This window comes from Kitasatospora sp. NPDC056446 (assembly GCF_042796115.1).
Taxonomy (GTDB): domain Bacteria; phylum Actinomycetota; class Actinomycetes; order Streptomycetales; family Streptomycetaceae; genus Kitasatospora.
Genome location: NZ_JBHTRF010000035.1, coordinates 60,601 through 83,316 on the forward strand (window position 1 = coordinate 60,601; position 22,716 = coordinate 83,316).

A 22,716-nucleotide genomic window follows, 5' to 3' on the forward strand; every position below is an offset into this window, starting at 1 on the left:
TGTGATTGTGCGCCACCAGGGGGGCCTTGCCGCAAGCCCCCCCTTGCGCTATACCTTGAAAGTGGCAAGGGGTGCGTTCTCCCCCTTCCGCACCTCCTCCGCTTCTCCCTCCGTCGCCCCGGGCTCCTCCGCCGGGCAGCCGTCGCCCGGACACCCGGTACCGCCTCCGCACCCGGCACAGCCCGGGCTCCCGCCGTCCGGCGGCCCGAGCCGGACGACGAGTAACGGCGAGCCGCAGTCGGCCCGTTCGGGCTCCGCGCCGCCGAGCGCCGAGCGTTCCTCTCCCCCGCCCCGACCGGCCGCCTCCCGCAGCCGCCCGGCCAGGTCCTTGCACTCCGACACCGCGTCGACGCCGTCGACGCACGTCCAGTAGAGGCTCTCGGTGTCGGCCCCGCAGGCCAGCACCACGAGCGTCTCCCCGACCTCCTGCAAGAGCCCGTCCAGCGCCCCCAGGGCCGGCGACAGCTCACCGAGGTCGGTGAGCCGCCCCGCCCGGCCGCCGCTCACCAGTGCGGCCCGCAGGACCGAGCGGTCCAGGCAGACCGCCGCGTGCGCCCCCGCCTCGGAGAGCTGCTGCCCCAGCCCGGTGAGCTCCTCGTCCTCCGACTCCGCCAGCCGGGCGCCCATCGCCTCGGTGAGCAGCGCGGCCTGCCGTGCCTCGGCCAGCACATCGGGTACGTGCCTGGCCTCGGCCAGGGCGTGCCGGGCCGTCCTGATCAGTCGCAGCGCCTCCATGGCCACCGCTCCTCTCGCTCGCTGTCGCCGTCGACCCGGCCGCGGAAGAGGCGGCCGAGTGGTCACGGCGACAGCGTGCGAGAAGCGGCGCGGACGCGCATCCGGCTTCCCGGGAGCTGTGGACAAGTGGGGGGCTGTGGATAACTTTCGTCCCCCACAAGGGTTATTCGCCCATGTCAGCGTTGACGTCGGCCGGTCCGTCCGGCACCGGGAAGCGGTGCTCGTTCCGCTCGATCTTGGCCGCGAGGGCCTCCAGCGGGTCCACCCCGACCGCCGTGCAGAACTGCAGCAGGTACGCCAGCACGTCGGCGACCTCGTCGCGCACCCGGTGCGCGCGTTCCGGTTCGGCCATCACCCCGGCCGCCTGCTCGGGCGTCAGCCACTGGAAGATCTCCAGCAGCTCCCCCGCCTCCACGCTCAGCGCCGCCGCCAGGTTCTTCGGCGTGTGGAAGGGCTCCCAGCGGCGGGCCGCCGCGAAGTCCGTCAGCCGCTGCCGCAGGGCTTCCAGGGTCGGCTCCCCCGGTACCGTCACTCGTTCGTTCACCCCTCCAGGTCTACCCCATCGCCGCCCGCCGCCGCAGCGCCCCCCGCCACCACCGGCCCGCGCCCCTCCGCCGACCCGTCCTCGCCCTCCCCGCGCCCGCCCTGGGCCGGCACCCGGGCCGTCTCCGGCCGCAGCACCGTGAACCCCGAATCCGGGTCCCGCCGGCACTCGACCACCGCCACCCCGGCCGCCGCCCGCGCACCGCCCGGGCCCAGGCCCCCCGCTCGAAAGGCCTCCCGCGCCGCCGCCGGCTCCTGCAGCGCCGCGACCACCCGCAGCTGGCTGCGCTCCGCCATCTCCCGGGCCAGCCGCAGCAGCGAGGCGGCCTGCTCGGTGGAGAGCCCGGCCCCCAGGTCCTCGGCGAGCACGGTGAGCTGCCGGTGCGCCCACGGCACCTCGGCGGCCACGTCGAGGTCGAGCACCCCGGCCCCGGTCAGCAGCACCGCGGCGAACGCGAGGTGGCGCAGCATGCCGTCGGAGGCCTGGTCGGCCCCGGTGCGCCCGAGGACGCCCTCGTCGAAGACCGCGAGCACGCGCCGGACGCCCGCGTGCTCGCGCTCGGCCAGGGTCAGCCCGAGCAGCGGGTGCGGGGCGGCGGACTGGACGACCCGCAGGAGCTGCCCGTACCGGCGCTGGCACTCGTTGCTCAGCCGGGCGATGACGGCGGAGATGTTGGCGGCGTTGCTGCGCAGCCTGGCCTGCGGGTCGGCCCGGGCCCAGCCTCGCATCAGGGCGGGGACGGGGTGCAGCGGGAAGACCTCGCGCAGTGCGGTGAGCAGGTCCTCGGTGGCGGCCAGGACCAGACACTCGCCGGCCGACGAGCCCGCGACCCGCAGCGGCAGCTGCGCGGTGATCATGGTGCCGCTGGGGAAGGGCGCCCGGATGTCGCCCTGGCGGGTGTCGTTGTGCCAGCAGACGTTGACCCGCCGGTTGCGGACGTCCTGCTCACCGGTGTCCACCAGGGTCCGGCCGTCGAGGGTGAGCGACTCGCGGGCGACCCGGACCGGCCCGTCGGTGCGGATCACCACGTCGAGTCCGATCCGGCCGTGCGGGGAGCGGACGGTGCAGCCGAGGATGATCGCGTCCCGCCCGTGCGGGACGCAGCCCTCCAGGCCGCCCCGGACGGGCAGGGCGAGCTGCCCGGCGCGGTCGGGCAGCCCGTCCAGCGAGTCGCCGATCTCCTCGCCGAGCGCCAGCCGGGACAGCACTGCCAGCGCGTCGAGGGCGTTGGACTTGCCGACCCCGGCGGGCCCGTGGAGCACCGTGAGGGGCGCGAGCGGCAGGACCGCGCGCCGGTAGGACTTGAACGAGGTGAGCCGGAGCTCCTCGACGGTGGGGCGCGGTACGGACGACCGGTCGGGGCCCGGGGCGTCCGGTCGGAGGGGGGCCGGTACAGCGGGCCTGGTGGCGTCGCGGTTCACCCGTCGGACGTTAGCCGCAGACCGACCGGCAGAAACGTGCCTGCGCCGCAGATTCATCCCAACGTGGCGCTCCACCCCGACCCGATGACCGCCCGTCCCAGCGCACACCGACGGCCACCCGCCCCGCACCGGCCCGAGCGCCCCCACGGGCCCGGGTGGCCGCCTCGACGGGCCCGGTCACCGGGCACGAGCCCGAACGCCAGGCCCGGACCGGAACCGAAGCGGCTCAGCGCCGGTAGGCCGCCACCGTCACCGAGGCGGTCACCTCGACCGGGTCCGGCAGCGCCGCGAGCGCGGCCCCGAGCCGCTCCGGGTCGGTGTGCCACGCGCTGGGCCCCATGCCGACGACGGTGCGCACGTCCTGCGGGCCGAGCCGCAGGGTGAACTCCACCTCCCGCCGCCCGGCGGGCGTCAGGTAGGGCCCGAGCTTCTCGTCGATCCGCCGCTGCTTCTCCTCGTCCACCGACAACAGGCCCAGGGCGTCGACCAGTCGGCGCAGGTGCCGGGAGGTGGGCGAGACCAGCAGCAGGGTGCCGCCGGGGCGCAGCACCCGGCGGATCTCGGGGCCGTTGCGCGGGGCGAAGACGTTGAGCACCAGGTCGGCGGAGGCGTCGCGCAGCGGCAGCGGGCGCCAGGCGTCGCAGACGACGGCGCCGATCCGCGGGTGCGCCCTGGCGGCGCGGCGCAGCGCGAACTTGGAGATGTCGAGGGCCGCGCCGACCCGGCCGGGCAGGGCGTCGAGGACGTGGGCCAGGTAGTGCCCGGTGCCGGCGCCGAGGTCGGCGACCAGCCCGTCGGGCCCCTCGGCGGACGCACCGGTGGGCTCCCCGGCGGACGCACCGGAGGACACCTCGACGGCGGCCTCGGCGAGGGCGTCCGCGATGGGCCGGTAGTGCCCGGCGGCGAGGAAGTCCGCGCGGGCGGCGACCATCTCGGCGGTGTCCCCCGTGCCGGTGTGGGCGTCACCGGCGAGGAGGCTGACGTAGCCCTGCTTGGCGAGGTCGAAGCTGTGCCCGGTGGCGCAGCGCAGGCTGCGGTCGTACCGGGTGAGGGCCTGTGCGCAGAGGGGGCAGGCCAGGTAGCGCTCGATGTCCTGCAGCAACGTTCCGTCTTCTCTCGCCGTACGCCCCGTCCGGTCGGGGCGCCAGCCAGCCTAACGACCCAGCCCGCCGGACGGCGCCAACCGGACCCGCGCCCCACCAGGCCTGACGCCCCCACTCCGGCACCGAAGCCCCTACGCCCCCGCCCCCGCCCCCACCGCCGCGACCCGCAGCGCGAGCGCGGCGAGCGCCTCGGGCGCGCCGTGTCGGCCCCGGATCCCCGGGAAGGCGTTGACGTCCACGATGACGGGCTCGGCCGGCCCGTCGAGCAGGTCGACCCCGTACACGTCGAGCCCGAACACCTCGCCGACGCGCAGCGCGAGCGCGGCCCGTGCGGCGGGTGGCTCCCAGTCCTCCGCGCGCCCCGACTCCCCTGACACGGTCGCGAGTTCGGACCGACGGCGGGCCGCGAACACCTGTCCGTCGACCACCCACAGCTTCTGGTCCCAGCCGGTCCCGGGAACGAACGGCTGCGTGACGACCGGTTCCTCGGACCAGCGCTCGGCGAGCGCGCGCAGCCGCTCCGGACCGTCGACCCGCGCGACCAGGTCGTGCCGCCTGCTGTGCCGGCTCTTGACCACGAACGGGTAGGCCGGATCGGCGAGTCCGCCCAGCGGCCCGGCGTCGACCGTCTCCGCGAAGGGCAGCCCGGCGGCGCGGGCGAGGTCGGCCATCCGTACCCGGTCCTGGCAGAGCCGGGTCGTCGCCGCCGAGTTGACGACCGGCACGCCCCGCCGTTCCAACTCGCCTGCCAGGTCGAGGGCTTGGGAATTGTGGGTCTTGAGCAAATAGACGTCCGCAAGCTCGCCCACCGGCCCGTCGGGCGCCACCACCGCCACCTCGTGGCCCTGCTCCGCCAGCAGCGCGGCGGTCGCCGCCAGCACCGGGTGCCCCGGGTCCCCGGTGATCAGTCCGACCCTCACAACAGCTCACCCTCGCCGAAACCGAGCCGCCCGTACGGATCCCCGCCCGCCGGCACCAGTGCGGCGGCGGGCCCGCCGGGCATCGACACGGCCGTCCCGGTGCGCGCGAGCCGCAGCACCGCCCGGGCGACCCGCGCCACGGCGTCCGGCACCTGCCGGAAGCTCGGGAAGTCGTTGATGTCGACCACCACCGGCCCGTCCGGTCCGAGCAGTACGTCGACCCCGTACAGGTCCAGCCCGAACACCTCGCCGACCTGTGCCACGATCCGGGCGACGCTCCCCGGCAGCGGCACCTGCCGCTCCCGCACGCCCTGCCCGGGGTGCAGCGGGGAGGAACGTTCCGTCGCGAAGAACTCGCCGTCGACGCAGTACACCTTGAGGTCGGTACCGGAGTTCGGCACGTACGGCTGCGCGATCAGCAGCCCCTCCCCGGCCAGCTCGGGCCCGACTTCGAGCAGCTGCTCCGGGCTGCGCACCAGCCGGACCGCGCGCCCGGAGCTGCCGTCGGCCGGCTTGACGACCAGCGGGTACTCGGCGGCCGGGATCTCCGCGAGCCGTTCCCAGCGCGCGGCCGCGTACGTCACCGGGACGGGCAGGCCCCGGGTGCGGCCGATCACCGCCGCGAGCGCCTTGTCCCGGACGCCCCGGATCGAGCGCACGTCGTTCACCGTGGTGAGGCCGACGGCTGCGGCCGCCTCCAGCAGGGTCAGCCCCGGCCCGCCGGAGACGGTCTTGAGCACCCAGGCGTCGTGGCTGCCGGCCCGTACCGCCTCGGAGATCGCCAGCAGCGAGTCCCCGGGGCGTAGCACGTCCACCCGGTGCCCCCATGCGGTGAGTTGGCGTACCACGTCGAGCGGCATGCCGTCGTGCCGGTAGTGCTCCTCCACCAGAAAGCAGAGCCTCATGGGCCTGTCTTCTCCCCTTGCCTCGCCGAGTGCAGACGTCCGCCGTCCCCCCGGCAGAGCTGTGAAGGCATCAGCATGCACGTTGTGTGCGCACAAGATCGATGCGGGCCGGTAAGCGTTCGGCAACAATCCCCGCCGAAAGCCCACCGGAAGCCCGCCGGGCGGCCCCGACGCACCCGCGCGAGCACACCCCCGAGCACTCCCCCACCGCCGCCCCGCCCCACCGCCGCACCGCGCACAAAGCGGTGGCGCCGCGCCCCCGCCCCTGCTTGGATGCACGCCGTGACCTCTGACGATCATGCTCCGGCCCGCCCCCTGCTCGACGAGATCGAGCGCTACTACGACGCCGTACCGCGCAGTGCCGCCCGCGCCGAGGACTTCGGCCCGCTGACCCTCTTCCTCCGCGAGGGAGACACCGGCTGGCACTACTACGCCCGCCCGACGCTCCGCCACGACGGCCCGGCCGCCACCGCCGAGGACGTCCGCCGGGTGCTGGAACGGCAGCGGGAGGCCGGCGCGCCGGAGGCCTTCGAGTGGGTGGCCGAGCAGAACCCCGAGCTGCGCGCGGCGGTCGAGGCGGCGGGCCTGACGGTGCACGAGCACCCGCTGCTGGTGCTGGGCCCGCAGGACGAACCGCTGCCGACGCCCGCACCGCCCGGCACCACGGAGGTCCGGGTGCTGGCCCCGGACGCGCCCGAGCTGGCGGAGGCGGTGGCCGTCCCGCACGTGGCCTTCGGGGCCCCGGGCACCGCCATCGGCGCCGCGGGCGCGGCCGAACTGGCGCGGGCCGAGGCGCAGTCGACGGCCGAGGGCGCGGTGGCGCGGGTCGCTCAGCGGATCACCGACGGCACGACCGTGCTGGCGGCCGCGCTGGACGGCGGCACGGTCCTGTGCTCCGGCCAGTACAACCCGGTGGGCGCGGTCGGCGAGGTGGTCGGCGTGGGCACCCTGCCCTCCGCCCGCCGGCGCGGCCTGGGCCTCGCGGTCACGGCGGCCCTGGTCGCGCACGCCCGCGCCGGCGGGGTGTGGACGGTGTTCCTGTCCGCCGCCGACGAGGACGTCGCCCGGATCTACCGCCGGATCGGGTTCCGCCCGTTCGCGACGGCCCTGATCGCGGAGCCCGCCCCGCCGGCCGCCTGAACCTGACACCGCGAAACCAGGACCCCGACGCCGACGGGGACGGGGACGCCGACGGGGACGACAGGAGGAACGGGGACGACGGGCACGGCGGTCAGTCCTCGTCCTCGTCCTCGTCGTCCGCCCCGGTGACCTCCTCCCCCTCGGCCTCGTCCACCACCCACGCCGCCAGCCGCTCGGCGACGCCGGACACCCCGAGCCGCCCCTCGCGGATGGCCCGGGAGAGGCTGCGCACCTCGCGGGCGGTGGTGGCGACGGTGCACCCGCTGGCGACGAGGTAGGCGTAGGCGACGGCGGTCGCGAAGAGCTCGTTGGTCTTCTCCAGGGCCGGCACCCGGATCAGCTGGTGCATCAGCGCGGCGGCGCGGTCCTGCGGTTCGGGGTAGACGGCGATGTCGAAGATCTCGGCCTGGTGCCGGGTGACGGCCGCGAGCAGCGAGCCGTAGTCGGTGACCTGCGGGTCACCGGGCGTGTACTGCTCGGCGGTCATGAGCAGCCACGAGAGGTCGACCTCCAGCTTCAACGGCGCACGTCCTGGAGGTCCGGCTCCCCGAACTCGGCGAGGAAGGCCGTCTCGTACTCCTTCATGAACTGCGCGGCCGCGTCGACGAAGGCCCGCCCGGACTCGCCCATGTCCTGCTGGACCAGGCGCTCGATGTACTGGTTCATGCTGATCCCCTGCTGCTCCGCCCGTTCCCGGGCCATCTCCGCCGTGGTGGCGTCCACGCGGACGTTCAGCTGCTTCTTACCCATGAATCTCAAGCTAGCGCTGAAGTGCTAGCACAACAAGGGCGCGCACACACCGCCCGAACACCTCCCGCACGCCCCCCTGCAACCTGCCCGCCATCTCCCCCGGCCAAGCCCGACCGCCCCGAGGCCGTGAAACCGAAACGCCGTAAGCCGTAACGCCGCGAAACCGAAGGGCCACGCCCGCGGCAGGCTGCCGCGGGCGTGGCCCCGAGGGGGCGGGACGGATCAGAACTGGGTGCTGACCGTCACGCCGCTGAAGTCGGTCTTCGCGTACAGGCTCACGTACCGGTAGCCGGCCGTCGGGTTGGTGACGGTGATGCTCTGGCTGGTGCCGGCGGCCGTCGACGAGGCCGTGAAGGCGCTCGGCGAGGCCCAGGTGCTGTCGCTGTAGTACAGGTAGGCGGTGCCGGTGCCCCCGGAGGTGGTGATCTTCAGGGTGCTGGTGCCGGCCGGCAGGTAGACGTACAGGTAGTCCAGGTTGCCGGCGGTGGCGGAGAGGTTGGCGCGGGAGCAGTTCTGGCCGAGCGCGTCGGTGCGCGGGTCGGTGCAGGTCGGCGGGGTGCCCCCGCCGGTGCCGCCGGTGGTGACGGTGACCGAGGCCGGGGTGCTGGCGGTCTTGCCGGTGCTGTCGGTGACGGTCAGCGCGACGGTGTAGGTGCCGGCGGCGGCGTAGGTGTGGGTGGGGTTCTGCTGGTCGGCCGAGCTGCCGTCGCCGAAGGTCCAGTGCCAGGCGGTGATCCGGCCGGGGCCGGTCTGGACGGACTTGTCGGTCAGGGTGACGGTCGGGCCGGTGACGGACTGGCCGAACAGCGCGGTCGGGCCGGCCGCGAAGCAGGCGCCGCCGGCGCAGCTGTCGAGCCAGGCGTCGAAGTCGGCGTCGTAGCCGGTGCCGATGCCGTTGTAGACCGCGTAGCCGCCCTGGTAGTCACCGGTGCGGAAGTGCCCGAGCATGGTGTCGATGTCGGCGCGGTGCTTCTCGAACATGTACCGGACGGCGAGGTAGCCCCACGGGTAGGTGCGCACCGTGTCCGAGTTGCCGTACGTGTTCTGGAAGATGGTGCTGAGCTTGTAGGTGTGCTTGGCGGCCTCGGCCATCGCCTGGGTGTCGGTGGTGCCGCGGTAGGCGTAGGACTCGTACTCGGCGACGCCCTCGATCCACCAGATGTCCGGGACGGAGATCTCGGTGGAGAAGTTGCCCTTCATGTCGTAGATGTTGTCGAGGTAGTGCGTGTACTCGTGGTTGAGGTTCCACACGTTGGCGGTGAAGCCGTCGTTCCACGACTTCTGGTACATCACGCACACGGCCCGGTTGTTCGGGTCGGTCGGGTCCATGACGGTCTGGCCGCCGTTGTCGGTGGAGTTGTTGAAGATCGCCCAGGAGTAGGTCAGGTAGTCGGCCTGGTTGGCGAAGACCGCCAGGGTGAGGTTCTTGTCGTACTGGCCGGGGATCGGGCCGTTGTCCTTCACCAGGTTGTGGAAGAAGGTGTCCTCGCCGCGCAGGCTGGTGCAGACGGCCGCCAGGTCCGCGGGCGACAGCGCCTCGGTCTGGATGGTGCGGTTGTCGCAGACCAGCTGGTTCGGCAGCACCGCGGCGGTCAGCTTCGCCGGCAGGTCGCAGGTGCCGTAGTACGAGCACTGGCCGAAGTCGTAGTAGTTGGCCTGGAACGCGGTGTGGACGTACAACGGGCCGGTGGCGCCGGTGATCTGGGCGCCGTCAAGCACCGCCTTGACCTGGCCCTTGAGCGCGGCCTCGACCGCGGGGCCGTCGCCGGCCATCCGGCCGAGGTCGTTGCCCGCGTTGACGTCCAGGTAGGCGTTGGGCGTGCCGAGCAGGTCCTTGTGGTTCAGCGCGAAGGCGCCCAGGGCGGTGCCGACGCTCGGGTCCGCGCTGACCGCGTTGACGAAGTCGGTGTTCCAGTTGCCGCGCCACAGCGGCGCGGACAGCACGGCGTTGACCGACTTGAGCATCTTCGGGAACGCGTTGTACGAGTTGTTGTAGCTGTTCAGCACCTGCTTGTAGACGCCCAGGTAACTGCCCTGCAGATTGGCGCTGTCGGTCAGCACCAGCACCTCGTTGAGCACGGTGCCGTTGTTGTCGGTGACGTCGGTCCAGTGCGAACTCGCGAAGAAGGCGTCCAGACCGGCCTTGGAGGCGCTGGTGAGCGCGGCGTCGTACGGGCCCACCGCGTCCGCGTTGTTGGACTGCACGTACCAGCCGGCCCGCAGGAAGAGCACCAGCTGCAGGATGCCGGTCGAGTTGTCGCCGGTGTAACTGCCCGCCTGCTGCTGGAAGGCGTTGGCGACGGCGAGCATCTTCGATTCCTTGAAGATGTTGCCCGCGTCGGTGCCGGTGACGTTGAACAGCGTGGAGACGCAGTCCAGGGTCGAGCCCTGGACGAAGGAGACCAGGTCGGCCCCGCTGCGGCTGCCGAAGTCCGCGGGGGGGCAGCTCGCCGCCGAGGCGGAGGCCGCGGCGGAACGGGCCGCGGGGACGGCGGCGGCGGGCTTGGCCGGGGCCGCCTTCGGGGCGCCCGGGCGGGGCGAGGTCTGCACGACGGTGCCGGCCGGCTGGCCCATCACGACCTGGCCGAGCAGCGCCGGCGGCAGCGGCTTGGCGACGGGGGCGAGGTCCTCGGACGGCGCGGCCGTGAGGAAGGCCCCCAGCGGCTTGGGGAGGACCGAGGCCGGGTCGGCCGGCGCCTGCCGGCTGTCGGCCGCGGGCCGGGCGGCCGGGCCGGAGGCGGCGAGCGCCGGGGCCGGCAGCAGGGTGGCTGCGGTGGCACAGCCGGCGACGAGGCCGGCCATCAGGGTGGGAAGGGGTATGCGAAGACGCACTGGTGTGGTCCTTCTCCTGTGGGGGGAGGTGCTGGACTGCTGCCGAGGCTCGGGGGAGGCGCCTCGATCCTGACAGCCGACGACCCGCCAGAACAATGTCACAGGTCATATGACATGTGCCCTACCGGCCATAACACCGACGCGGCCATGGCGGCCGGGCCGACCGCTCCCGCCGGACGGACCGGGCCGTCCACTCCCCCGGACGGACCGGGCCCGCCGGGCCCGCCGGACCCACCGCTCCCGCTACGACCGGGTCGGCCGGTAGGTCCGCGCGGCCCAGGCCTGGAAGGTCGGTGCGGCCGCGATCAGGTCCCGGTAGGCCGCCGCCGCCGCGCCCAGCAGCGTCTCCACCACGTCCCCGCCCACCGCCGCGGCGCGCCAGGCCAGCAGGTGGCGCACCCAGATCGGGGTGCCGGCCAGCGGCTTGACCACCACGTCGGCGAGCTGCCGGGTGGTCGCCTGGACGACGGAGATGCCGAGCCCGGCGGCGATCATCTCCTGGAGCTCCAGCCGCCCCCCGAGGAACTCGTGGACGGTGGCCGGCGTGAACCCGGCCGAGGCGCAGGCCCCGTAGAACACGCTGTGCCAGCCCGCCCCGTCGTCGGGGGTGAGGAACCAGTCCTCGTCCGCGAGGTCCGCCAGCGCGACCTCGGTCCGGTAGCGCAGCCGGTGCCCGGCCGGGAGGGCGACGAAGGCGGGTTCGGTGACGATCCCCCGGTGCGCGACGGACGGCGAGTGGCGCAGCTCCCGGCCCGGGTAGTCCACGGCCACCGCGGCCTCCGCCTCGCCCCGCTCCAGCAGGTCGACGATGTCCGAGGAGCGGTAGACGGACGAGACCGTGAGGCGCTGGTCGGGCCGCTGGTGCCGGGCCCGGGTGACCAGCCCCGGCAGGATCGGCGAGATGGTCACGGCCAGCCGCAACTCGCGGCGGACCGGCCCGTCAGCGGGCTCCGGCGGGCGGCCCAGGCAGTCGGCCCGGGTCAGCAGGTCGCGCGCGGCGGCCACCACCTCGACCCCGAAGCAGGTCGGCGCGACCCCGCTGGCCGTCCGTTCGAACAGCGGGGCACCCAGGTGCCGTTCGATCCGGCGCAGCTGGGTACTGGTCGCCGGCTGCGAGGCCCCGAGCAGTACGGCGGCCCGGCCGACGCTCCCGCTGTCGGCGATGGCGCACAGCACCCGCAGGTGCCTCAGCTCCAGCTCCATGGCCCTCCCCCTCACGCAACGGCCGGGCCCTCCCGGCCGACGACGCCGACAGGCCGCCACCGAGGGCGGTGCAACAGCACACATGACATGTCAGCGGCTTACCTTCGACCCCCGCGAATTGCCCCGTCAAGCCCCCTCCCGGGGCCGACCGGCAGCGGCGGCACCAGGTTTTACCTGCTCATTGCGCCCGCCTGACCCCCGCCTGACCCGGCCCGGCCGACCCCCCGCTGGCGCGACGAGCGAGACTTGAAGAGTCCTTCACCATCCGCGACGCTGAACTCCCCTGAGCGTTCCACCGATCGGCACCGACCCCGTGTGGAGGCCGGCTATGACAGCCATGTTCGACCAGGAGCTGCGCGAGCAGCTCGCCCAGGCCCGACGGGACCTCGCGGCAGCACGGGCCGAAGGGGACGCCGACGGCGTCCAGGCGTACGAGGGCCGGGTGTCCTCGCTCCTGCGGCTCGCCGCCCAGCACGGCATCGACCTTCCGCACCGCGCCGACGAGGAGGAGCACAACGGGCCCTGACCGGCCCGGCCCCGCGACGACAGGAGGCGGCACCCGCAGCGCGGGTACCGCCTCCTCCGTCACTCATCCGAACGGCCGAACGCACCGCTCGGACCGGTCAGGCCGATCAGGCCGATCAGGCCGATCAGGCCGACCAGGCCGACCAGGCCGTGGTCACTCCCCGGCCGGCTCCAGGATCGCCACGCACTCGAAGTGGTGCGTCATCGGGAACAGGTCGAACGCCCGCAGCGACACCAGCCGGTAGCCGCCCTCTCCGAAGAACTTCAGGTCCCGGGCGAGCGCCGCCGGGTCGCAGGCCACGTAGGCGATCCGGCGGGCGCCCAGGCCCACCAGGTGCCCGACGGTCTCGCGCCCGGCGCCCGCGCGGGGCGGGTCCAGGACGATCAGGTCGGTGGCCTCGATGCCGGTGCGCGGCAGCAGCGTCTCGACCCGGTCGCACTCGATCCGCACGTTGTCCAGCACGGCCAGGTTGTGCCGGGCGTCGACCACGGCCTGCTTGGAGGACTCGATGCCGAGCACCGCGCCCTCCTCGCCGACCCGGTCGGCCAGCGCGCCCGCGAACAGGCCGACGCCGCAGTACAGGTCGAGCGCGTTCTCGCCCCACTGCGGGTCCAGGCCGTCCAGCACCGCGTCGACCAGGGTGTCGGGCGCCTCCGGGTGGATCTGCCAGAAGCCGCCGTTGCTGATCCGCCAGGTCCGCCCGGCGGCCCGCTCGCGCACGAAGGAGCGCCCGTGCACCTTGTGCACGTCGCCCTGGTCGTCGATCCGGGCGATCGACACCGGCTTGTCCAGCTCGACCAGCGGCAGCTGGGCGCCGTCGCGCGGGGTCAGCACGATCTGGCGGTCCGAGGAGCCGCTCGCGGCGATCACCTCGACGGTCGCCACGCCCGGCCAGTCGCGGGCCTCGATGCCCAGCTCGCTGACGCCCTCGGCGGCGATCAGGCAGCGGTCGACCGGCTGCAGGTCGTGCGAGCGGTGCTTGCGCAGGCCGACCTTCCCGGTCGCCGGGTCCACCGCGTACTGGACGCGGGTGCGCCAGGCCGGCACCTGCCCGGGCGCCAGCTTGCCGCCGACCGGCTCGACGCTGCCGTCCCAGCCTGCCTCGGCCGGGGTGAGCCCGGCCAGCTTGGCCAGCTGCTCGGTCAGCACCGCCGCCTTGAGCTTGCGCTGCCCGCCCGGGGTGACGTGCTGCCAGTCGCAGCCGCCGCACTTGCCGGGCCCGGAGAACGGGCACGGCGCCTCGATCCGCTCCTTGGCGGCCTCCAGGACCTCCACGGCGTCGGCCCGCAGGAAGCGGGAGGTGGAGGTGCCCTCGGTCACCAGCGCGACGACCTTCTCACCGGGCAGCGTGTGCCGCACGAACAGCACCCGCCCCTCGTGCCGGGCCACGCAGTGCCCGCCGCCGTGGGCGACCGGGCCGACCTCGACCTCGTAGCGCTGCCCGACCAGCGAGTCGCCGGACGGCGTCTCGGGCCGCGGCGAGCGCACGGCGGTGCGCAGCGCCTTGGGCGGCCGAACCGCCTGCTTGCGCGGCGCCTTCCGGCCCGCACCGCCGTCACCGGCGGCACCCGCGGCACCGGCGCCGCCCTGGTCGGCCGCACCCTTGCCGGGCGCCTTGCCGGCCGTCTTCCCGGCAGCAGCCTTCCCGGTCGCCGACTTGCCTACAGCAGCCTTGCCTGCGGCAGCCTTCCCGGCGGCCGGCTTCCCGGTCGCAGCCTTCCCGGCGGCCGCGCCGCGGCCCGGCTGCCGGTCGTCCGACGGCGTCGGCTCCGCGGGGACGACCGGCGCGGTGCGCGCGGTCAGCCCCTCGCGGTCGGTGGCCTCCGGGCGGGACGGCCGGCCCCAGCGCGGCCGGGAGACCTGCCCGGGCTGGGAGCCGCCCCGGCGGGCGCCCTTGCCGGAGGAGCCGGAGGAGCCCGAGGAACGGGGCGGGTTGTTGCGCGTCACTGGGAGGAGTCCTTGCTGCGGTCGGCGGTGCCACCGGCGCTCGTGCCGGTGGAGACGGAATCCTTCGACTTTACGGCCTTCGGGGCCCGAGGCTCGCCACGCCGGACGGCACCCGGCGCCGACCAGGCCTTCTGCGGCTTGCGGCGCTCCGAGGACTCCAGCTGCCAGGGCACCGAGGTGACCATCACACCGGGCTTGAACAGCAGGCGTCCCTTGAGCCGCAGCGCGCTCTGGTTGTGCAGCAGGTGCTCGTACCAGTGGCCGACCACGTACTCGGGGATGTAGACCGACACCACGTCGCGCGGGCTGCTGCGGCGCAGGTTCTTCACGTAGTCCAGCACCGGGCCGGTGATCTCGCGGAACGGCGAGTCCAGCACCTTGAGCGGCACCTCGATGCCGCGCTCGTCCCACTCCCGCCGCAGCGCCGCCGTGTCGGCCGGGTCCACGTTGACCGTGACGGCCTCCAGGGTGTGGGCGCGGGCCAGCCTGGCGTAGGCGAGGGCGCGCAGCGCCGGCTTGTGCAGCTTGGAGACCAGCACGATGGCGTGCACCCGGGTGGGCAGCACCACGTCGTCCGGCTCCTCGGCGGCGATGAGCTCCTCGGAGACCCGGTCGTAGTGGCGCCGGATGCCCTTCATCATCACGAACAGCACGACCATCGCCGCGATCGCGATCCAGGCGTGGCTGATCTTGGTGACCAGAACGACGATCAGCACGGCCATGGTCATCACCAGGCCGAAGGTGTTGATCGCCCGGCTGCGGTGCATGTGGCGGCGCTTGGCCGGGTCGGTCTCGGTGCGCAGCAGCCTGGTCCAGTGCCGGATCATCCCGGACTGGCTCATGTTGAAGGAGACGAAGACGCCGACGATGTAGAGCTGGATCAGCCGGTTGGGGTCGGCGTCGAAGGCGATGATGAACAGGATCGCGGCGATCGCCAGCAGGATGATGCCGTTGGAGAAGGCCAGCCGGTCGCCGCGGGTGTGCAGCTGCCGCGGCAGGTAGCGGTCCTGGGCGAGGATCGAGCCGAGCACCGGGAAGCCGTTGAAGGCGGTGTTGGCGGCCAGCACCAGGATCAGGCCGGTGACGGCGGCGACGAAGTAGAAGCCGGGCGTGAAGCTGCTGAACACGGCCTCGCTGATCTGGGCCAGCGCGGTCTTCTGGTGGTAGCCGGACGAGGCGCCGCCGAGCTGCTCGGCCGGGTTCTCGGCCATCTGGACGCCGGTCAGCCGGGCCAGCCAGATGATGCCCATGAACATCACGACGGCGATGCTCGCCATCATCAGCAGCGTGGTGGCGGCGTTCTTGCTCTTGGGCTTGCGGAAGGCGGGCACGCCGTTGGAGATGGCCTCCACGCCGGTGAGCGCGGCACAGCCGGAGGAGAACGACTTCAGCAGCAGGAACACCAGCGCGAAACCGCCCAGCGACGCGTTGCCGGGGGTGGCGGCCAGCGTGAATCCGGAGCTCTCGGCGGGCATGTCCTGGCCGAGCACGAAGTGCCGGAAGAACCCGAAGCCGACCATCCCGATCACGCCGATCATGAAGGCGTAGGTGGGAACGGCGAAGGCGGTACCGGATTCGCGCACACCGCGCAGGTTGATCGCCATCAGTACGACGACCACGATGACCGACACGGTCAGTTCGTGGCCGCGCAGCGCGGGAACGGCGGACACCACGTTGGCGACGCCCGAGGTGGTGGACACGGCCACGGTGAGCACGTAGTCCACCATCAGCGCGCTGGCGACCACCAGACCGGCGGCCGGCCCGTGGTTGACGGTCGCCACCTCGTAGTCGCCGCCACCGCTGGGATAGGCGTGCACGTTCTGCCGGTAGGAGGCGACGACGGCGAGCATGACGACCGCGACGACGACGCCGATCTGCCAGGAGAAGTGGATCGCCGAGGCACCCGCGATGGAGAGCGTCAGCAGGATCTCCTCGGGGGCGTACGCGACCGAGGAGAGCGCGTCCGAGGCGAACACGGGCAGCGCGATCCGCTTGGGGAGAAGTGTTTCGCCCAGTTTGTCGCTGCGCAGCGCGCGCCCGATCAGGATGCGTTTCGGAAGGTCTTTCGGCATAGGCACGTTAAGGAATCGTAGGGGCTCCCCGGACAAGGCTCCGCCGTTTGTCCCCCCCTTCGTCGCGACTGCGTTCTACGGACCGGCTAGCGTGTCGGATACGAGTCGGCGGGCAACACTCGTGATGTCAGGTGTTGCCGGGGCCGGCGCCCCACGAGAACGCTCGCCCGGACGACCGGGCGGGAAAGGGAGATGAACGGTGTTTGCGCAGGTCAGTACCCCGACGGAACGGGTGAGGTAGCGCCGGTGCACATCGTCATCATGGGCTGCGGCCGGGTGGGGTCGGCCCTCGCCAGAGCCCTGGAGAAACAGGGCCACTCGGTGGCCGTGGTCGACCAGGACCCGACCGCCTTCCGTCGGCTGGGCGCCGGGTTCAACGGGCGCCGGGTGACCGGTGTCGGCTTCGACCAGGACACCCTGCGCGAGGCGGGCATCGAGGAGGCCGGCGCGTTCGCCGCGGTCTCCAGCGGTGACAACTCCAACATCATCGCCGCGCGGGTGGCCCGGGAGAACTTCGGCGTCGAGAACGTCGCCGCCCGGATCTACGACCCCCGCCGCGCCGAGGTGTACCAGCGCCTGGGCATCCCGACCGTGGCGACGGTCCGCTGGACCGCCGACCAGATGCTGCGCCGGCTGCTGCCCAGCGGCGCCGAGCCGCTGTGGCAGGACCCGAGCGGCGGCGTCCAGCTGGCCGAAGTGGCGTACGACCCGCGCTGGGTCGGCCACCGGATCAGCCTGCTGGAGGAGGCCTCCGGCACCCGGGTGGCGTTCGTCACCCGGCTCGGCGAGGGCGTCCTGCCCACGTCGCAGATGGTGGTGCAGGAGGGCGACCTGGTGCACGTGATGCTGCGCCGGGCCGACCTGACGGCCGTCGAGGCCGCGTTCGCGCAGGGGCCGAAGGAGGAGGGTCACTGATGCGGGTCGCCATTGCCGGGGCCGGTGCCGTGGGCCGCTCGATCGCGGGCGAGCTGCTGGAGAACGGCCACGAGGTCCTGCTGATAGACAAGAACCCCAACTCCATCTCGGTGGAGCGGGTGCCCATGGCGGAGTGGCTGCTGGCCGACGCCTGCGAGATCACCTCGCTGGACGAGGCGGCGCTGCAGCGCTGCCACGTGGTGATCGCCGCGACCGGTGACGACAAGGTCAACCTGGTCGTCTCGCTGCTCGCAAAGACCGAGTACGCGGTGCCGCGGGTGGTCGCCCGGGTGAACAACCCCAAGAACGAGTGGCTCTTCAACGAGTCCTGGGGCGTGGACGTGGCCGTGTCCACCCCGCGCCTGATGTCCGCCCTGGTCGAGGAGGCGGTCAGCGTCGGCGACCTGGTCCGCCTGATGCGCTTCAGCCAGGGCAACGCCAACCTGGTCGAGCTGACCCTGGCCTCCGACACCGAGCTGGTCGGCACCCGGGTCGGCGACGTGGCCTGGCCGCAGGACACCGCGCTGGTGACCATCATCCGCGAGGGCCGGGTGCTGGTGCCGGGCAAGGACGACACCCTGGAGGGCGGCGACGAGCTGCTCTTCGTCGCCGCCCAGGAGCGCGAGGAGGAGCTGGAGGAGCTGCTGTCGGCCACTTCCGGCGCCCAGTAGCACCGGCGGAACGACCGAGGGCCCGCACCCCGGCTGGGTGCGGGCCCTCGGTCCTGCCCGGGCACGTGCCCGGGCACGTGCCCGGGGCGGGGCGGGGAGCGGCTACTTCGCCGGCTCCTCCTCCTCGTCGTCCAGTTGCGCCTTGATCGGCGGCGGCGCCTTCAGCAGGATCTGCCAGGTCACGTACATCGCCAGCAGCAGCGGCGGGATGCCGAGGGCCACCTTCAGCCAGCCCAGCAGGTTGACGTTGTGGGTGAAGTACAGCGGGAAGAGGATCAGGGGCTTGAGGCCCATGATCACCACCCAGGCCCAGGTCGCCCTGGTGTAGGCGGCGAGCCGGCCCGGGTTCTCCTTGCGCCAGGTGAACATCTCACCGGTGATCGGGCCGAGCATCACGCCGATCATCGGCCAGCGCGCCAGCGCGGAGGCCGCCAGGGCGATGCAGTAGCCGACGTTCCAGAGCAGGCCGGGCAGGTAGAAGTCCTCGGCCTTGCCGCTCTTCATCGAGATCCAGGCGCCGAGGGCGACGCCGAACACCCCGCTGAAGGCGTGCTGGATGGTCTCCCGCTTCGCCAGCCGGGCCACCACCAGCAGCCCGCTCAGGCCGAGCGCGGCCCAGGCCGAGGTGCTGACCTGGTGGGTGAGGTTGTACGTGACGATGAAGACCAGGCCGGGCAGCGTCATGTCGATCATGCCGCGCACGCCGCCGAAGGCCTTCAGGACGGTGTCGGCGGCCTCCTTGGAGGCTGCCTTGCGGGCGGCCTCCTCGGCCGCCGCGTCGTGGGCCAGGTCGAGCTGGGCGGCGTCGCCGCCGGGCTGGTTGCTCACGCTGATTCGCTCCCGTGTCCGACCGGACGCAGCTCGTAGCGGGGGTTGAACAGCACGCGGCGCCCGCGTGCGTGACTGATCCGGCCGCTGGCGACCAGCCGGCGACCCGGCTCTATGCCCGCGATCGAGCGGCGGCCGAGCCAGACCACGTCCAACGCCTCGGTGCCGTCGAAGAGTTCGGCCTCCAGGGCCGGCACCCCGGCCCGCGGCCGGAGCGTCACCGTGCGCAGCGTGCCCGCGACGGTCACCAGCTCACGGTCCCCGCAGCCCGCGATCGGCGTGCATCCCGACTCCGCGGCGGTCTCCTGGCGCAGTTCCTCCGCGTCCAGCTCCTCGGCCGAGGAGGTCAGCCGGCTGAGCATGCGGCGGAACCGCCCCTGCGGCTGGCCGCTGCTGTTGTCACCACTCATGTCGGAAGGGTACCGGTTTCCGGGCCCCCGGCGGCAGGTCGTTCAGCCACCGGGGGCAACCGCGGTCAGCTCTCGAACCGGTATCCCATTCCCGGCTCGGTGATGAAGTGGCGCGGGTGCGAGGGGTCGTGCTCCAGCTTGCGGCGCAACTGGGCGAGGTAGACCCGCAGGTAGTTGGTCTCGGTGCGGTACGCGGGGCCCCACACCTCCTGGAGCAGCTGGGTCTGGCTGACCAGCCGCCCGGCGTTGCGGACCAGCACCTCCAACAGGTGCCACTCGGTCGGGGTGAGGCGTACGTCGACACCGTCCCGGTTGACCTTCTTCGCCGCGAGGTCGACCGTGAAGCTCTCGGTGACGACCAGCGAGTCCGCCTCCCCCGCCACCGGCTCGGCCCGCCGCACGGCGGCCCGCATCCGGGCGAGCAACTCGTCCATGCCGAACGGCTTGGTGACGTAGTCGTCGGCGCCCGCGTCCAGGGCCTCGACCTTCTCGTCCGAGGCGTGCCGGGCCGACAGCACGATGATCGGCACCCGGGTCCAGCCGCGCAGGCCGCGGATCACCTCGACGCCGTCCATGTCGGGCAGGCCCAGGTCGAGGACGACGACGTCCGGATGGCGGGCCGCGGCCAGTTCCAGGGCGCTCGCGCCGTCATGGGCCGCGTCCACCTCGTACTTGCGGGCCTTGAGGTTGATCACCAGCGCGCGGACGATCTGCGGTTCGTCGTCCACGACGAGGACCCGGGTCATTTACGGGCTCCGCCTTTCGGGGCTGTCTGACTTGAGGACTGTGGGACTGGCTTTCGGTACGACGTACGACGTACGGCACCGGTCGGCGACGGGCCCGGCCGGTGCGCGTCCGCTTCTCACGTGATCAGCTCCGAGAGCGGACCGCTCCCGTCGCCGCGCGGCTCACCCGGCTCGTCCGGTTCCGGCGGCCGTTCGACGGCCGGCAGGCTGACGACCATGGTGAGGCCGCCGCCGGGGGTGTCCTCGGCGGTGACGCTACCGTCCATCGCCTCGACGAAGCCCCGCGCCACCGCGAGCCCGAGGCCCACACCGGCACCGCGCGGCGCGTCGCCGTAGCGCTGGAACGGCGCGAAGATCTTCTCCTTGGCGTCCTCGGGCACCCCCGGCCCGCGGTCGACGATCCGCAGCTCGACCCGGCCCGGCTGCCCCGGCTGCTCCAGCGCGTCGGCCTTGACCAGCACCTTGACGCCCTCCGGGCTGTACTTGACGGCGTTCTCGACCAGGTTGGCCAGCGAGCGCTCCAGCAGCCCGCCGTCGGCCCGGATCATCGGCAGCGTCTCCGGGACGTCCAGCCGGACGGACTCCGGCGGCACCCCGCCGAGCGCGTAGGGCACCACCTCGTCCAGGTCGGTCTCCTGGATCAACGGGGTGACCGTCCCGGTGTGCAGCCGGCTCATGTCGAGCAGGTTGTTGATCAGGTGGTCCAACCGGTCGGCCCCGGCCTCGATGCCCTCCAGGAGCTCGGCCTCGTCCTCCGGGTCCCACTGGACGTCGGCCGACCGCAGCGAGCTCACCGAGGCCTTGATGCCCGCCAGCGGGGTGCGCAGGTCGTGCGAGACGGCGGCCAGCAGGGCGGTCCGGATCCGGTTGCCCTCGGCCTCCCGCCGGGCCGAGGCGGCCTCCCGGGACAGCCGGCGGCGCTCCAGCACCACCGCGGCCTGCGCGGCGAAGGCCCCGAGCAGGCGCCGGTCCGCCCCGGGCAGCACCCGGCCGCGCAGCACCAGGGCCAGGCTGTCGCCGACCGGGACATCCACGTCGGCCTCCTCCGGGCGCTCCGGCGGCCGCGGCCCCGCGGAGGCCACCGGCACCCAGGGGCCGAGCGGGTCGGGGCGCTCCAGCAGCGCGGCGCTCTCCTGCCCGAAGGTCTCCCGGACCTGTTCCATCAGCGCGGTCAGCACCCCGTCCCCGTTCGGCGCGCCGCGCAGCACCGTGCCGGCCAGCGCGCTGAGCGTCTGCGCCTCGGTCTGGCTGCGGGCCGCCTGGTGGGTGCGCCGGGCCGCCAGGTCCACCACGGAGGCCACCGATATGCCGACGATGGTGAATATCGCCACCGCCATGATGTTCTGCGGCTCGTTGATCGTGAAGGTGTGCAGCGGCGGCGTGAAGTAGTAGTTCAGCACCGAGGAGCCGACCAGCGCCGAGCCGATCGCCGGCAGCAGGCCCCCGACCAGCGCCGCGCAGACCGTCAGCGACAGGAACAGCAGCATGTCGGTGGAGAGCCCCAGCCCGCCGATCGCGGTCAGCACGATCGCCAGCAGCGGCGGACCGGCCAGTCCGACCAGCCAGCCGCCGACCGTCCGGCTCCGGCCCAGGTCGGTGGTCCGGCGGACGGGCCGCTTGCCGCTGCCGTGCCCGGCGTGCTCGTGGGTGACCATGTGGACGTCGATGTCCCCGGCCTCCCGGGTCACCGTGGTGCCCACGCCGGGCCCGTACAGGTACTGCCAGCCGGGCCGGCGGCTGGTGCCGAGCACGATCTGGGTGGCGTTCACGCCCCGGGCGAAGTCCAGCAGACCAGCGGCGGGGTCGTCGCCCAGCACGGCGTGGAAGGAGCCGCCGAGGCTCTCCACCAGTGCGCGCTGCTCGATCAGGGTCTGCGGCGAGCCGGTGCCGGACAGGCCGTCCGAGCGGGAGATGTGGACGGCGAGCAGTTCACCGCCGGAGACCCGGGCCGCGATCCTGGCCGCCCGACGGATCAGCGTCGCCCCCTCGGGGCCGCCGGTCAGGCCCACCACGATCCGCTCCCTGGCCTGCCAGGTGCCCTCGATGCCCTGCTCGGCCCGGTACTTCTGGAGGTACTCGTCCACCCGGTCCGCGGTCCACAGCAGCGCCAGCTCGCGCAGCGCGGTCAGGTTGCCCGGGCGGAAGTAGTTGGCGAGCGCGGCGTCGATCTTCTCCGGCATGTACACGTTGCCGTGCGCCAGCCGCCGCCGCAGTGCCTGCGGGGACATGTCCACGAGCTCGATCTGGTCGGCCCGCCGGACCACCTCGTCCGGCACGGTCTCGCGCTGGCGCACCCCCGTGATGCCCGCGACGGCGTCGCCCAGCGACTCCAGGTGCTGCACGTTGACGGTGGAGATCACGTCGATCCCGGCCGCCAACAGCTCCTCGACGTCCTGCCAGCGCTTCTCGTTGCGGCAGCCGGGGACGTTGGTGTGCGCCAGCTCGTCCACCAGGGCGACCTGGGGGCGGCGGGCGAGGACGGCGTCCAGGTCCATCTCGGAGAACCTGGCACCCCGGTGCAACACCTGCTGCCGCAGCACGACCTCCAGCCCGGCGACCATCTCCGCGGTACGCCGACGGCCGTGGTCCTCCACGAACGCCACCACGACGTCCGTGCCACGCTCCTGCCGGCGGTGCGCCTCCGCGAGCATGGCGTACGTCTTGCCGACCCCGGGGGCGGCCCCGAGGTAGATGCGCAGCCTTCCGCGTCCCATGAGCACCATTCTTGATCCGGCCATGCCCGGGAGCTACCCCCGGACACCTGTTCCCCTTCCCTTCGAGACTACGGCGTGACCAACGATTTTCCGCTGATCAGTCCGCTGATCAGGCGGTTTTAGCGGCATATTGACGGTGTACCAGCCACTCGGCGGGGGTCGTTCGGCAGGTACCGGGTCGGCGCCCGACCGCCCTCCGATCGAATTCCGGTCGAACCCCGAAGCGGGCAGGAGAAGGCCCCGGAAATGCGAAAAACCCCCATCCGGATACCGGATGGGGGTTTTTCTGAATGATTGTTCGGCGGCGTCCTACTCTCCCACAGGGTCCCCCCTG

The 22,716-nt window shown here is 73.2% G+C and carries 19 protein-coding genes and 1 pseudogene; 4 read left to right on the plus strand and 16 right to left on the minus strand.

Features of this window, described 5'->3' with window-relative positions; genetic code table 11:
* Positions 1 to 48: 48 nt before the first annotated feature.
* The 6 genes from ACFQ6N_RS22300 to ACFQ6N_RS22325 form a co-directional block, all read right to left on the minus strand.
* Positions 49 to 735 (minus strand): DUF6099 family protein, encoded by a 687-nt coding sequence (locus ACFQ6N_RS22300; protein ID WP_380651590.1) that lies wholly within the window; start codon positions 733 to 735, stop codon positions 49 to 51.
* Between the two features lie 163 nt (positions 736 to 898).
* Positions 899 to 1,279 (minus strand): nucleotide pyrophosphohydrolase, encoded by a 381-nt coding sequence (locus ACFQ6N_RS22305; protein WP_380651598.1) that lies wholly within the window; start codon positions 1,277 to 1,279, stop codon positions 899 to 901.
* The gene (locus ACFQ6N_RS22310) at positions 1,276 to 2,700 is read right to left on the minus strand and encodes an AAA family ATPase (RefSeq protein ID WP_380651601.1); all 1,425 of its coding nucleotides are present in this window, start codon (positions 2,698 to 2,700) and stop codon (positions 1,276 to 1,278) included. The genes ACFQ6N_RS22305 and ACFQ6N_RS22310 overlap by 4 nt, the downstream gene beginning before the upstream one ends.
* Positions 2,701 to 2,926: 226 nt before the next feature.
* Entirely contained in the window at positions 2,927 to 3,802 is an 876-nt protein-coding gene (locus ACFQ6N_RS22315) for a putative RNA methyltransferase (protein WP_380651604.1), read from the minus strand.
* 132 nt (positions 3,803 to 3,934) lie between these two features.
* Complete coding sequence (locus ACFQ6N_RS22320; protein WP_380651606.1) at positions 3,935 to 4,723, minus strand: RimK family alpha-L-glutamate ligase; 789 nt, start codon at positions 4,721 to 4,723, stop codon at positions 3,935 to 3,937.
* Positions 4,720 to 5,628, minus strand: coding sequence for a RimK family alpha-L-glutamate ligase (locus ACFQ6N_RS22325; protein ID WP_380651609.1), 909 nt, complete (start codon positions 5,626 to 5,628; stop codon positions 4,720 to 4,722). Before ACFQ6N_RS22325 ends, ACFQ6N_RS22320 begins: the two co-directional genes overlap by 4 nt.
* 273 nt (positions 5,629 to 5,901) lie before the next feature.
* On the opposite strand from ACFQ6N_RS22325, the gene ACFQ6N_RS22330 reads away from it, so the two are divergent.
* Positions 5,902 to 6,768, plus strand: coding sequence for a GNAT family N-acetyltransferase (locus ACFQ6N_RS22330; RefSeq protein ID WP_380651611.1), 867 nt, complete (start codon positions 5,902 to 5,904; stop codon positions 6,766 to 6,768).
* 91 nt (positions 6,769 to 6,859) lie between these two features.
* On the opposite strand, the gene ACFQ6N_RS22335 is transcribed toward ACFQ6N_RS22330, so the two are convergent.
* The 4 genes from ACFQ6N_RS22335 to ACFQ6N_RS22350 form a co-directional block, all read right to left on the minus strand.
* On the minus strand, positions 6,860 to 7,288 hold the full coding sequence (locus ACFQ6N_RS22335) for a fic family toxin-antitoxin system, toxin component (protein ID WP_380651614.1): 429 nt from the start codon (positions 7,286 to 7,288) through the stop codon (positions 6,860 to 6,862).
* Positions 7,285 to 7,518 (minus strand): toxin-antitoxin system HicB family antitoxin, encoded by a 234-nt coding sequence (locus tag ACFQ6N_RS22340; protein ID WP_380651617.1) that lies wholly within the window; start codon positions 7,516 to 7,518, stop codon positions 7,285 to 7,287. Before ACFQ6N_RS22340 ends, ACFQ6N_RS22335 begins: the two co-directional genes overlap by 4 nt.
* A 222-nt stretch (positions 7,519 to 7,740) precedes the next feature.
* A complete protein-coding gene (locus ACFQ6N_RS22345; protein ID WP_380651620.1) occupies positions 7,741 to 10,350 on the minus strand; it encodes a collagenase in 2,610 nt (869 codons plus the stop codon).
* A gap of 243 nt (positions 10,351 to 10,593) precedes the next feature.
* The gene (locus tag ACFQ6N_RS22350; protein WP_380651623.1) at positions 10,594 to 11,553 is read right to left on the minus strand and encodes a LysR family transcriptional regulator; all 960 of its coding nucleotides are present in this window, start codon (positions 11,551 to 11,553) and stop codon (positions 10,594 to 10,596) included.
* 328 nt (positions 11,554 to 11,881) lie between these two features.
* On the opposite strand from ACFQ6N_RS22350, the gene ACFQ6N_RS22355 reads away from it, so the two are divergent.
* Positions 11,882 to 12,079, plus strand: a complete 198-nt coding sequence (locus ACFQ6N_RS22355; protein ID WP_380651626.1) for a hypothetical protein — start codon at positions 11,882 to 11,884, stop codon at positions 12,077 to 12,079.
* Positions 12,080 to 12,232: 153 nt separating this feature from the next.
* Here the strand turns inward: ACFQ6N_RS22355 and ACFQ6N_RS22360 are convergent, their stop codons facing one another.
* Positions 12,233 to 13,567, minus strand: coding sequence for a class I SAM-dependent RNA methyltransferase (locus ACFQ6N_RS22360; protein ID WP_380651654.1), 1,335 nt, complete (start codon positions 13,565 to 13,567; stop codon positions 12,233 to 12,235).
* A gap of 455 nt (positions 13,568 to 14,022) precedes the next feature.
* Positions 14,023 to 16,098: an APC family permease gene (locus ACFQ6N_RS22365; protein ID WP_380651629.1), complete on the minus strand. Its 2,076-nt coding sequence runs from the start codon at positions 16,096 to 16,098 to the stop codon at positions 14,023 to 14,025.
* Between the two features lie 177 nt (positions 16,099 to 16,275).
* Between ACFQ6N_RS22365 and ACFQ6N_RS22370 the strand changes: the two are divergent.
* A pseudogene (locus ACFQ6N_RS22370) lies at positions 16,276 to 17,013 on the plus strand (potassium channel family protein); the annotation flags it as partial.
* The gene (locus tag ACFQ6N_RS22375; protein ID WP_030060763.1) at positions 17,013 to 17,684 is read left to right on the plus strand and encodes a TrkA family potassium uptake protein; all 672 of its coding nucleotides are present in this window, start codon (positions 17,013 to 17,015) and stop codon (positions 17,682 to 17,684) included. The pseudogene ACFQ6N_RS22370 and the gene ACFQ6N_RS22375, both read left to right, overlap by 1 nt.
* Positions 17,685 to 17,786: 102 nt before the next feature.
* Here ACFQ6N_RS22375 and ACFQ6N_RS22380 read toward each other — a convergent pair whose 3' ends face one another.
* From ACFQ6N_RS22380 to ACFQ6N_RS22395, 4 genes are all read right to left on the minus strand, one after another.
* Positions 17,787 to 18,512: a DUF3159 domain-containing protein gene (locus ACFQ6N_RS22380; RefSeq protein ID WP_380651634.1), complete on the minus strand. Its 726-nt coding sequence runs from the start codon at positions 18,510 to 18,512 to the stop codon at positions 17,787 to 17,789.
* A complete protein-coding gene (locus tag ACFQ6N_RS22385; protein WP_380651637.1) occupies positions 18,509 to 18,922 on the minus strand; it encodes an OB-fold nucleic acid binding domain-containing protein in 414 nt (137 codons plus the stop codon). The genes ACFQ6N_RS22380 and ACFQ6N_RS22385 overlap by 4 nt, the downstream gene beginning before the upstream one ends.
* Positions 18,923 to 18,987: 65 nt before the next feature.
* On the minus strand, positions 18,988 to 19,668 hold the full coding sequence (locus ACFQ6N_RS22390) for a response regulator (RefSeq protein ID WP_188300851.1): 681 nt from the start codon (positions 19,666 to 19,668) through the stop codon (positions 18,988 to 18,990).
* A 116-nt stretch (positions 19,669 to 19,784) separates the two neighbouring features.
* Complete coding sequence (locus tag ACFQ6N_RS22395) at positions 19,785 to 22,382, minus strand: ATP-binding protein (protein ID WP_380651642.1); 2,598 nt, start codon at positions 22,380 to 22,382, stop codon at positions 19,785 to 19,787.
* Between the last annotated feature and the right edge of the window lie 334 nt (positions 22,383 to 22,716).